The organism is Brevibacillus fortis (assembly GCF_003013395.1).
Classification (GTDB): domain Bacteria; phylum Bacillota; class Bacilli; order Brevibacillales; family Brevibacillaceae; genus Brevibacillus; species Brevibacillus fortis.
Window position 1 is genome coordinate 1 of the sequence record NZ_PXZM01000084.1, and the last position, 11,624, is coordinate 11,624.

Annotated in this window: 13 protein-coding genes and 1 pseudogene; 10 read left to right on the forward strand and 4 right to left on the reverse strand. The window is 41.6% G+C overall.

Annotated features, from left to right (window positions below; translation table 11 throughout):
• Positions 1–64: 64 nt before the first annotated feature.
• Together C7R93_RS29815 and C7R93_RS29820 are read right to left on the reverse strand one after the other, a co-directional pair.
• Positions 65–766, reverse strand: a complete 702-nt coding sequence (locus C7R93_RS29815) for a hypothetical protein (protein WP_208637865.1) — start codon at positions 764–766, stop codon at positions 65–67.
• Between the two features lie 21 nt (positions 767–787).
• On the reverse strand, positions 788–1,354 hold the full coding sequence (locus C7R93_RS29820; RefSeq protein ID WP_106842168.1) for a matrixin family metalloprotease: 567 nt from the start codon (positions 1,352–1,354) through the stop codon (positions 788–790).
• Positions 1,355–1,636: 282 nt separating this feature from the next.
• Between C7R93_RS29820 and C7R93_RS29825 the strand changes: the two genes are divergently transcribed.
• The 10 genes and pseudogenes from C7R93_RS29825 to C7R93_RS30900 all read left to right on the forward strand — a co-directional run.
• On the forward strand, positions 1,637–2,887 hold the full coding sequence (locus tag C7R93_RS29825; RefSeq protein ID WP_106842169.1) for a chymotrypsin family serine protease: 1,251 nt from the start codon (positions 1,637–1,639) through the stop codon (positions 2,885–2,887).
• Between the two features lie 69 nt (positions 2,888–2,956).
• Positions 2,957–3,265, forward strand: coding sequence for a hypothetical protein (locus C7R93_RS29830; RefSeq protein WP_106842170.1), 309 nt, complete (start codon positions 2,957–2,959; stop codon positions 3,263–3,265).
• 505 nt (positions 3,266–3,770) lie between these two features.
• Positions 3,771–3,941, forward strand: coding sequence for a hypothetical protein (locus C7R93_RS30145; RefSeq protein WP_158264063.1), 171 nt, complete (start codon positions 3,771–3,773; stop codon positions 3,939–3,941).
• A gap of 147 nt (positions 3,942–4,088) precedes the next feature.
• A complete protein-coding gene (locus tag C7R93_RS29835; RefSeq protein WP_244191700.1) occupies positions 4,089–4,499 on the forward strand; it encodes an RNA ligase family protein in 411 nt (136 codons plus the stop codon).
• Positions 4,500–4,504: 5 nt separating this feature from the next.
• On the forward strand, positions 4,505–4,678 hold the full coding sequence (locus tag C7R93_RS30895; protein ID WP_244191701.1) for a hypothetical protein: 174 nt from the start codon (positions 4,505–4,507) through the stop codon (positions 4,676–4,678).
• Between the two features lie 86 nt (positions 4,679–4,764).
• Positions 4,765–6,057 carry a GTPase HflX gene (hflX, locus tag C7R93_RS29840; protein ID WP_106842171.1) on the forward strand — a complete coding sequence of 431 codons (1,293 nt, stop codon included), beginning with the start codon at positions 4,765–4,767 and terminating at the stop codon, positions 6,055–6,057.
• Positions 6,058–6,064: 7 nt separating this feature from the next.
• The gene (locus C7R93_RS29845) at positions 6,065–7,342 is read left to right on the forward strand and encodes a methionine gamma-lyase family protein (RefSeq protein WP_106842172.1); all 1,278 of its coding nucleotides are present in this window, start codon (positions 6,065–6,067) and stop codon (positions 7,340–7,342) included.
• A 168-nt stretch (positions 7,343–7,510) separates the two neighbouring features.
• A complete protein-coding gene (locus C7R93_RS29850; RefSeq protein ID WP_106842173.1) occupies positions 7,511–7,921 on the forward strand; it encodes a MerR family transcriptional regulator in 411 nt (136 codons plus the stop codon).
• A 35-nt stretch (positions 7,922–7,956) separates the two neighbouring features.
• On the forward strand, positions 7,957–9,291 hold the full coding sequence (gene glnA / locus C7R93_RS29855; protein WP_106842174.1) for a type I glutamate--ammonia ligase: 1,335 nt from the start codon (positions 7,957–7,959) through the stop codon (positions 9,289–9,291).
• Between the two features lie 90 nt (positions 9,292–9,381).
• Positions 9,382–9,549, forward strand: a pseudogene (locus tag C7R93_RS30900) (site-specific integrase); the annotation flags it as partial.
• Positions 9,550–10,399: 850 nt separating this feature from the next.
• On the opposite strand, the gene C7R93_RS29870 reads toward C7R93_RS30900, so the two are convergent.
• Together C7R93_RS29870 and C7R93_RS29980 are read right to left on the reverse strand one after the other, a co-directional pair.
• Positions 10,400–10,678, reverse strand: coding sequence for a hypothetical protein (locus tag C7R93_RS29870; RefSeq protein WP_106842176.1), 279 nt, complete (start codon positions 10,676–10,678; stop codon positions 10,400–10,402).
• 273 nt (positions 10,679–10,951) lie between these two features.
• Complete coding sequence (locus C7R93_RS29980) at positions 10,952–11,269, reverse strand: hypothetical protein (RefSeq protein WP_146142453.1); 318 nt, start codon at positions 11,267–11,269, stop codon at positions 10,952–10,954.
• Positions 11,270–11,624 lie beyond the last annotated feature (355 nt).

Sequence of the window (11,624 nt, forward strand, 5' to 3'; positions counted from 1 at the left end):
AGCTATCTGTTTTCTTTGAGGATCGCGTACGCCCACACATCCGTTAACAATTAAAAAAAAGGCTTCATCCCCGAAGGGATTGTCTTTTCCTACACCAACACGTCAAGGGTTCGCTTCGCCTTACGCCCTTGACTCTGTTGGCTCCGAAAAAGATATCACAATTAGGGGGATGAAACCTTTTCATATATCGGTTGATGGAGTTTACACAAAATTCTTGACAGACCCCAGAAATGCTTTCAAATTGACTATCAACAGATTTCTTAGAATTCAAACCTTTTGAGCTGTCGGAATTATAGAGTTGGTGAGGTGAATTTGGAATCAAGATGTGCTTCTTAAGATCTTCATCGTAACTACCATTTAAGAACAAGAGATATTCACCCTGCTCTAATTCTTGAAATTTAGGTGCTACTATGTCAGCCATTTCTTTACCTCCGCCAGTGTCGAAACCAATAACACGATAAACTTCGACAGTATCACCTTCTGAAATCTTTTGGTCAGTCTCGTTGTTATATACTTTATCTACTTGAACATCATATACATAAAATACTATTTCAGAAACTTGTTCTTTTCTGTACTCATTAGGTAATTTTGCTTTGATAATCACGTTTGAGTTTTCAACCAACTCGTCAGTTGATTTATATACTTTAGCCAAAGCATTGCTATGAGAGTCTACGTGTGCTGTTTCCTTGATTTCTTTAAAAGCTAGCGCTGAACCTACCCCAACAACTAAAGCTGCCGCTGAAATAATTGTGATTAATTTTTTCATTAACTACACGCCCTTTCTATATTAGTCGTTATAGAGGTCCTTAATGTTTCTTTTGTCATACCTTGTTGGGCCATCAATGTCCCAGTCAAAAACATCATTATTATCCATTATTGAATCTTCACTCGTATCAGAGGTATGTGCTAAACCAAGTATATGCCCGAATTCATGTGCTATTGTATTAATCCTATCGTCTTCGTCTAGGCTATCGCACATACTGGCAGAAATTATTACCTCGGCAGAAGCGTAAGGAGAACGACCTTCTCTACCAAATTCATCATAAGGTACACCTAAACCATATATTTGAGCAGATTTCATGTAATCTTCTGATTTTTTTGAAGGGTGTTTTACACTAACATAGCCAGTTTCGTCAGTATCCACAGGTGAAAGATCCATATTTGGACTTATACCATTCCATTTATCAACAGCAGTCCAGAGCACTCTAGAATATTTTGATTTTAGATTAATGTCCTCATAAAGGATATTCGATACATCCCATTTACCTCCGAGATAGTCAGCAAATGCACTTGTTGTAAAGAATGAAAGCGAAGCAACGACAGTGAATAAACCAGTCTTATAAAGCTCAAACATAAATAGTTCCTGTCCAAACCTTCATTCAACACTTGAGCATACCATTTTGGGCGCTTAAAGAGAATAAGTATGGTATTGCACCAACATGGGCTATTACGATTAGCAGAAAAATATATAACACTTCGTACCATTCAAACAAAAAATTCATATGTTTGCTATGCTGAAGATGTTCTGGTTAATCGAAGTGGTGGTCTTATGTGCTAAAACAAGCAGGCGTTGTTGCTGTTTCCAATATATGTTATATTTGGTGTGTTTTTAAAAATACCTATGGAGGCATATATTATGAAATTGAAAAATGTTGTGCTGACTTTAATGGTGGTTGGTACAATATCTATTTTGCCACTATCTAGTGTGATCATTGCTGAAGGGAAAGAAAAGGAAAATAAAGTGCGTTATGTTACTCCTTTTGATGAAGATGAGTTCTGGGATAGGATGGAGACTCAGAAACGCATACCTGACCTAATCAAGTATTTAGAAAAGGAGTTTGATGATAACTATGCGGGTCTATATGTTGATCAAGAAAACGGAGGGATAGTTCATATTGGTTTCCATTCCATCCCTCAAAAAGAAGAGTTGAATGAAGTTGAAGACATACTGGGGGAAGATGTAGAGGTTGAATATGACGAAGTGAAATATTCTAAGGAAGACTTAGATAAAGTTGTTGAAGAGATTTCGTTAAGTATTGATAAATCAGAGGAAAACATAGTAAACATCTCCTCTAGTTTTAAAGATCAGTCTGTAATCGTAGGCTATACTGAAGATGAAAGTGAAGCAAAAGATAGTGTAGAAAAAAGTTTGAACAAAAAATCAATTAGAAAAATGGACTTGGATGAGTCATTAATTAAGTTTGCACAAACAGAAAAAATTGAGCCTAAGATAGATAGGGCACAAATAAAGGTTAGACCAGTTCCGGGAGCAGCTCAAATGAATTTTTCAGGAAGCGGTTTTTGCACAAATGGCTTCTCAGCAAAAGATTCAAATAGCTCTACTTACTTTTTAGTTTCAGCAGGGCACTGCGCCGACAGTACGGGGCAGCAAGTTTTCCAAAGCTACGATAAAGACAATTTAATTGGCACCGTTCATACAAAGTTATTTCACTGGGGTAGCTCAGTAGATGTATCCTTGGTTAAAGTTAAATCTGGGTTGACTACTCACAACATCTTAACTTCATCTGGCAGTAAATATGATGAAGCAGGATATCAAATTATTGGAGAGCAAATCAGTGATTGGGAAGGTATGGGAGTGTGTACATCATTAGGTCAATCTGATACTCAAATGTGTGGATTTGTACAAGGAACAAATGAAAGTGTATATGCGTTTGGCGGTCATTTAAAAAACCAGAAAAAGGTTGGGCTTAAAGTTGTAAATGGAGACAGCGGATCACCAGTTGGAGCGCCTGATTCTAAAAACACAAAAAAGTTATATTTGTATGGAATCGTTTCTGCTGCTAAATCTAATGAAAGTGTTGCATATTTAACTTATATTGGCAACATAAAAGCAGAAACAGGTATCAAAACAATAACAGGTAAATAGTTTCGAAATACTAACACACGCCCAGTTAGAATTCGTTTGTAGGCGTGTGTTAGCAAGGAGGTAAATCCTATGAAGAAAATAATAGTATACTTGATGATATACTTGCTCTCTGGGGCTTTCTTGTTTTTCGGAAAAGTATTTGTTTATATGCTAGGTGATGGACATGCATTTGGAAATTCCATGCCTTTTTATTTTAGCTATTTCATATATTACATTGTGGCGCTCTATATCATTTATCTTGGTGTCAAAAGGTTGGGGTTAAATAATCGAAGTAAGACAAATAAAGCACTGGATATTACAATATTTATTATCTATGTTACTCTAGTATATTTGATTGCAAATGCGTTTATCTCAAAATACGTTGTCTACTTTGTGTAGACAGAAACGTCTTTAAAATGTAAAAATAAATAATTACATCAATGAAGATAGTAAGGTGTCCACAGTGCTTTAATGAATTCTGCTAGTATCCGTATAACGACGGTTCGCATATTTGTCCGAGTTGCAAAACACCTTTAAAACAAAGACTAAATGAAAAGTTGATTTAGAAGAAGCACTCATGATTGAGTGTTTGAGGAAGGCTGAGTTACATCCACAACACGTAATAACTGGAATGTATAACATTTTTATAGATGGATAAGTAAATGGGATCTGGAATGATAAACTACAATTTATCTCTGATTCCCTTGATGAAATAGAGCAGGCGTAGAGGGAGAGCGAAATATTGAATCAAAACAAGTGTAAATACATAGAGCATAGATTGCATTTCGAGAGGAAATGTTCTTAGGATTAATATCTGAAGACCTTAAAGGTCAGTTTGAGAAAGAAGCAATCATTTCTGGAGGATGTATCTACAGCCTTTATCGAAGTGAGGAGCCAAAGGACTATGACTTCTTTGTTGTCTGAATGTTTAGCTAAAAAGCGAAGAGAGTACTTCCTTCATTCTCCAATTACAAATCCAAGGCAAAAATTAGCCCGTGTGCAAGCAGTGAGGCTAAAAGCGAGTCATTTAACCAAAGAAGAATTGATGAAACCAAAATCTGGAGATTTCACATAAAAATCGGCACCAGAAGGTAAACGACCATTACTCCGTGAGTGAAGAGTGATGGTCGTTCTGTTTTCTTTTACGACTCCCATTTCAATTTCCATAATATGATATAATCTTCCAAAATGATGAACTTTATCGAACATGCGGAGGACCAAGATGGAGCAAAAGAAATATACGGACATCGTGCGTCTCGGCCATCAAACGACAGAAGGTGTATTGAGGGAAGGAGATCACATCATTATTCAAGAAAAGCTTGAAGGAGCAAACGCAAGCTTTCGATACGATGAAGAAACCAACAGTATCCGGGCATTCTCTCGAAATATGGAATTGCATGAGGAAGAGAATTTGCACGGCTTTTTTCAATGGACACAACAGCTTCCGAAAGAGGAAATCGTGGCGGGCATGGTTTATTTCGGAGAGTGGTTGAATCCGCATAAAATCAAATATTCTCAGTATGAAAAACAATATATTTTATTTGATATGTACGATACCGTTGCCTGCGAATATGTGGATTTCGCTATCGTGGAAAAGGAAGCGCAGCGGCTTGGCCTGCATCATTTGGCGTAAAAGACATGGGGGTAATCCTGAAAAATCTGAATCTCCGCATTCATGATGATCTCCTTAAGGAAGAGGCGGATGCCCTGTCTGATGAATATGATGAAAAGGAACTCCGCAAAGCGATTAGCAAAGTCATTCCGCTTTTGGTGAAGGAGATTTTCGCAGATAATACGGCAACAAACCCATGACGCAAGTTGATTTTACTTGGCATGCGCCGCTGCCGTAACGTTTTGGGCAAAATGTGGTATGATAGTGCATGAAGGGGCGTGAATCGGTGAACGATCTGATTAAAACGAAAGAAACGACCATACTGGTTGGTTGCTATTTAGATAACCGAGATGAAGAAAGAACCCGTCTTTCCATGGAAGAATTGCATGAGCTGGCTGCTACTGCTGGTGTAGAAGTACTGGACGTCATCACGCAAAATCGGGACCGGGTTGATTCTGCCTGGTATTTGGGGACAGGAAAAATTGATGAAATCACGCAACGGGCTGAAGAGCTGGATGTGGACGTCATCATTTTCAACGATGAGTTGTCTCCAAGTCAGACTCGTAATTTGGATAAAGTTTTTGATTGCAAAGTGATTGATCGCACGCAGCTCATTTTGGATATTTTCGCAGGGCGTGCACAGTCGCGTGAAGGGAAAATCCAGGTAGAGCTGGCGCAGTACAACTACTTGCTGCCTCGGCTTGCCGGGCAAGGGAAACAGCTGTCCCGTCTCGGGGGCGGTATCGGTACGCGTGGTCCAGGTGAAACCAAGCTGGAAAGCGACCGTCGTCATATCCGAAAGCGGATCAGTGAACTCAAGCAGCAATTAGAGGATACCGTTCGGACGAGACAATTGCATCGGGAGCGTCGGAAGAAAAACAATGTGTTCCAGATTGCGTTGGTCGGCTATACGAATGCTGGGAAATCGACGATCCTTAACAAGCTAACGAATGCAAACACGTTGCAGGAAGACAAACTGTTTGCCACTTTGGACCCAACGACAAGGCAACTGGAGTTGCCGAGCGGACTGGATGTGCTGTTGACAGATACGGTTGGTTTTATTCAAGACTTGCCGACGAGTCTGGTAGCTGCATTCCGTTCGACGCTGGAAGGGGTAAAGGAAGCAGACCTCATCCTGCATGTGGTGGATAGTCATCACCCTGATTTCCAAGTACACATGGAAGTCGTAGACAAGATTTTGCGTGAGCTAAAAGCAGAGGAAATTCCGCATCTAGTCGTTTTCAACAAGGCAGACATGCTTACAGAGGGCTCTTACTTGCCGCGTGCAGACGAATCGATTTTGATTTCTGCCATGCGAGAAAATGACCTGAAGCAATTGCTCGCCCGGATTGAGTCATTTGCGTTGCAATCCTTCAATGAAATGAAGCTGCGGGTTCCAGTCGAGCGGGGAGATATTCTCTCTCTTTTGCATCGGGATGGAGTAGAGATGGAACAAGAATTTAATGAAGAGGAAGCGGCCTACTTGATCACCGTCCGTGTGAACAAGGATAATCCGATATATGGCAGGATTGCTCCTTTCCTCCTGGATAAACCAGAGACTGTTGAAGAGAGTTGGTAAGTAACAGATGTTTTCATATTTTTCCCATGGAGAAAAGCTTCGCCCCCTCGTAATCGAGGTGGAAGCGACGATCTCAGAGAGACATCGTCAAATTTCCGCTTTGGTGGATACGAATCAGCTGAAAGTATTGCGTTCTTTCCAAAAGCACGAGGTCAATGAATTTCATTTTTCAACATCCACAGGCTATGGCTATGATGATTCCGGACGTGCAACGCTGGAATCGATTTATGCCGAAGTGTTTGGTGGAGAAGCGGCATTGGTGCGCAACCATATTATTTCGGGTACACATGCGATTGCGATTTCTTTGTTTGGGATTCTTCGCCCTGGCGATGATCTTCTCTATATTACGGGCAAACCATACGATACGCTTGAAGAAGTTGTAGGTGTGCGCGGCGAAGGGCAGGGCTCACTCAAGGATTACGGCATTGGCTACAGCTACGTGCCATTGACGCCAGAAGGTGAAATTGATTTTGTGGCAGTCGCACAAGCGATTACGCCCAAGACGAAGGTCATTGGGATTCAACGTTCGCGAGGCTATGCAGATCGTCCTTCTTTCACCATTGCAAAAATCAAAGAAATGATTCGGGTTGTAAAAGAAATCAAGCCTGATCTGATCGTATTTGTAGACAACTGCTACGGAGAGTTCACGGAGGAGCTAGAGCCACTGCATGTTGGTGCAGACATCATGGCAGGCTCCCTCATCAAGAACCCAGGTGGCGGCTTGGTTAAAACTGGCGGTTATATAGTAGGACGCGAGGATTTGGTTCAGCTTGCATCGTATCGGATGGCAGCCCCGGGAATTGGCGCAGAGGGCGGTGCATCGCTCTACTCGCTACTGGAGATGTACCAAGGCTTTTTCTTGGCGCCACACGTAGTGGGTGAAGCTTTAAAGGGAGCGGTATTCTCTTCGGCGATGCTGGAACGTCTGGGCTTCAAAACGAATCCACTGTGGCATGAGCCGCGGACAGACTTGATTCAATCCGTAGAATTCGGCAGTGCTGAACGACTGATTACGTTTTGCCAAGGAATACAAAAAGCCGCACCAGTCGATTCACACGTCACTCCTTATCCGAGTGAAATGCCTGGATACGCTGATCCTGTGATTATGGCAGCAGGCACGTTTATTCAAGGGGCAAGCATCGAATTCTCGGCAGATGGACCGATTCGTCCACCTTACTTGGGTTTCGTTCAAGGCGGATTGACGTACTCGCACGTAAAAGTGGGGATATTGACGGCATTGAACGGGATGCTGGAAAAAGGCTTACTCGAAATACCGGGTGAGTAAGATAAAAGCGCAAGGAATGGACGGTATTCTCTAGATGATGGAGGATGCCGTTTTTTCATGTAAAAAACTGTACATAACTTTCTGTGTAATATTATCTAACATCTATTGACAGGGATTTTGTTATAAAATAGAATAAGACTAAGAAATACGAAACAGGAGGGACAAGTCATGAGTGATGACCTTCGCCGGAATATGGCCCTCTTTCCCATCGGGATCGTCATGAAGCTGACGGATCTCACTGCGAGGCAAATCCGTTATTACGAACAAAACGACTTAATTCAGCCCGCCCGCACAGAAGGGAAGCAGAGGCTCTTTTCATTCAACGACGTAGATCGCTTGTTGGAGATCAAGGCTCTGATTGAAAAAGGACTGAATATTGCAGGGATCAAGCAAGTGCTGCAAATGCAAGAGCCTGCTATGGAACAAACAGAGATTTCCACGACGTCCGAAGAGAAACGCAAGGACATGTCCGACAAAGAGCTGCATCAGCTCCTAAGGCAACAGATTATGTATCGCGATGCCTCCCGCCATGGCGAGGGTGCATTGATACGTGGAGAGCTTTCCCGCTTCTTCCACTAGATAGAAAGCCGATTTAGAGACAGGAGGAGAGAAATGTGAGCAAGTTTACAAGAGAAGACATCATGCGCATGGCCCAAGAAGAGGACGTAAGGTATATCCGACTGCAGTTTACCGACCTGATGGGGATCATTAAAAACGTAGAAATCCCCCTGTCCCAATTGACAAAAGCACTCGATGGCAAAATGATGTTTGATGGTTCTTCCATCGAAGGCTTCGTTCGCATCGAGGAATCCGACATGTACCTGGTACCTGATCTGGACACATGGGTTGTATTCCCGTGGGGCAATGAGTTTGGAAAAATTGCACGTCTGATCTGTGATATCCACATGCCAGATGGCTCTCCATTCGAAGGAGACCCGCGCTATATCCTGAAGCGTGCTTTGAAAGAAGCGGAAGAAATGGGTTTTACAGCTTTCAACGTAGGTCCAGAGCCTGAGTTTTTCCTGTTCAAGCTGGACGCAAAAGGCGAACCTACGCTGGATCTGAACGACCAAGGTGGTTACTTCGACTTTGCTCCACTCGACTCCGGTGAAAACTGCCGCCGTGATATCGTATTGACGTTGGAAAAAATGGGCTTTGAAGTGGAAGCTTCTCACCACGAGGTAGCTCCAGGTCAACATGAAATCGACTTCAAGTATGCAAATGCACTCCAAGCAGCTGACCAAATTTTGACGTTCAAACTGGTGGTAAAAACCATCGCGCAAAAACACGGTCTGCATGCGACCTTTATGCCAAAACCTCTGTACGGCGTAGCTGGTTCCGGTATGCACGCGAACCAATCGCTGTTCCGTGGTAAAGAAAATGCTTTCTATGACGAATCAGATGTAATGGGCCTGAGCCAAACAGCGAAGCATTACCTGGCAGGTATTTTGCAACATGCTCGCAGCTTTACGGCGATCACAAACCCGCTCGTAAACTCATACAAGCGTTTGGTTCCTGGTTACGAGGCTCCTTGCTACGTAGCTTGGTCTGCGAAAAACCGTTCGCCATTGATCCGTATCCCTGCTTCCAGAGGCTTGAGCACGCGTATTGAAGTACGCAGCCCAGACCCTGCAACGAACCCATACCTGGCGTTGGCAGTTATGCTGAAAGCTGGTTTGGACGGAATCAAAAACAAGCTTACGCCACCACCTGCCATTGATCGCAACATCTACGTGATGACCGAGCAAGACCGCGAAGCAAACGGTATCGAGAACTTGCCTGCTACTCTGAAGGAAGCAATCGAGTGCCTGAAAGCAGATCCGGTGATTTGCGAAGCATTGGGCGAGCATGCGTTGGTACACTTTATCGAAGCGAAAGAAATTGAGTGGGATATGTTCCGCACACGCGTTCACGATTGGGAGCGCGAGCAATACATGACTGCTTATTAATAAGCGAAACCCCTTGTGCCTGTAGGTGCGAGGGGTTTTTCTATTTGTGGGTGCGGGAGTAAAAAATCGTTTCAGCCAGCCGTTCTTGGTGGCACACATACGCTACGGAAGACGTTTGGATTCCATTTCTACCAGCGAACAAAGCGCATAGCGACACTCCAGATGATTTTCTATCACTCACACCCGTCGATCACGCTGCGCTATATCGGTATAACTCATGATTTAATTGATGATGCAGTAAGTGGCTTTAGTTTGTAGTTACAAACTCTCAATTATGATAAAGATAAGCGATAAAAAAGACCATCCCTTGCCACTTCATAGCTTTGGGACAGCCTTCTTGGAACTTTCATGAGATTAGCTACATCTAAGTGCAGATGCAATAAGGCAAATCGGGCCAACGTATACAGCCAGGTTGCTTTTCGCAAGGGAAAGGGTTACCTTTTGAGCTGATTGTTTTAAGGAGTTTCTTCCACATAGTTAATCACCTCCAATAAAAGGTAAATTTTACCATCCAATACATCTTAACATATGTAGGAAACTATAAAAATAGTAATTTTCCGAATATTACAGATCGTAATTTAACAAATTGCTCAATATGCTAAATGCCATGATGCAAAATACAGTATTCGTCTGTTGATGTTCTATCAGCAAGGTTAGCTAATTCCATGAAAAGAGACGTCAATTCCTTTCTTTCACAATGTATCATCTCATACTTTCCAGTCTCAATATTCTCACCATTTATCCAGGTGAACGGACCTGTAAGTTTAAAAGAATGGGGAGCAAGCGAGAACAATTCGGCCCATGAAAGGCAAATGTTCTTAAATAAAATAGCACCATCGCCTTGAATAATTGTTTCGTCGTGATAGTTAAGACCTGTGTGGAATTCCTGTGTTGAAGGGTTAAATGCTGGTATCCATTTTAAAGAATCATAGATGTAATTAATCACATCATCATGGATCTTAACAATTCCTCCATAGGGGGCGAAAATTGATTCATATGCTCTTTTCTAATTAGAAAAACTCATGCGTTAATGCCATCCAATCACCTTTGTGTGCGAATTTATTAGCAATTTTAACACAATGTGTAATAAGAAAATCCATAAAAGCGATCAATCGTAAACAATTTCAAATACCAAATTTTTATTCAATCTTGTCTTAATAAATTGCACTGCATCGGCCCAATTATCAGGAGTATTTGAGTAATCAATGCTTTCTTCCATGACAGGCTGAATATACTGTTCTTTCAATCTGAAAGCATCGATACCGTGGATTTTCTTTTTCAGTTCTTCGCAGCGCTTTATAACAGTGATGGCATCAAGGGCAGTGAATAATAAAAGGTTATGACGAACTATTGCTCTACTTTCAAATTCTTGTTCCATAGAATCCATTAATATCACCTTTCAGCATTCATCGTATAGTCTCTTCAGTTTAGCAGTGTACACGAGTAGATGGGGGATTTTACAAAATAGTTAGGAAGTGTCATATGGCATGAAAATCATCTGTAATGGGCGCAAGTAAGTACGAGTTTAACCCACGTCAGTTTGACGAAGATATTCAGCAGAACGCGGTCAGATACGAAACCAAAATGGACGAGATTAGGCAGAAAATTAATAGCATTCTAGCAAGCGTTCCAGCGAGGATGCCAGAAACGTTCTCGCTTATCATTGAGGTGCTACGGGAAAAATCAGTTCTCGAAGTTGCGTTAAAACGCTAGGTAAGTATTCTTGTGGATGCAAAAGAACCGCAACCAACACGCTTATTGTTATGGCTGCAATCCAAATAAAACTTTTGGATTCTCTTGATTTTACTTTTTGCGTGAAAAGCAGAGAAAATAACAAAATAGCAATATTTAAAATTAATGATATTGGAATACTTACAATTCTTCCAAGACCTGTATAAGGAAAGTATTCGATCAATAAAAGTATGGTAACTATACTCGGAATCATGGCTAAAAAGAAAGTTATTACTGGCTTCTTCATTTGGTCAACTCCTAATCTGGTTGTTTGCAGTTTCACTTAATTTTACGTACTACGATTCCCGTAATAAGGTATTCGTGAAATGAATAAATCTAGGTAATTTGTCTTCAGTCGCAAACTATATTTTCATCGAATACTGGGAGTGCAAGTCTTTACCAATAGTGATCTGCCAAGCTGCTATAAAAGTGGCTGCTTAACACAACGGTAATTAAGGTAAGTCATCAGCAAGCTGTTCAACTTTAACATTTACAATAGGGTTGCCTGAAAGCTCGAAAGCAGCCATAAAATCTATCAGTAGAAGTTTGATCTCATCGAGGTCTTGTCTTTTACGGATAATCTCGAGTCTGTAAAATATTCT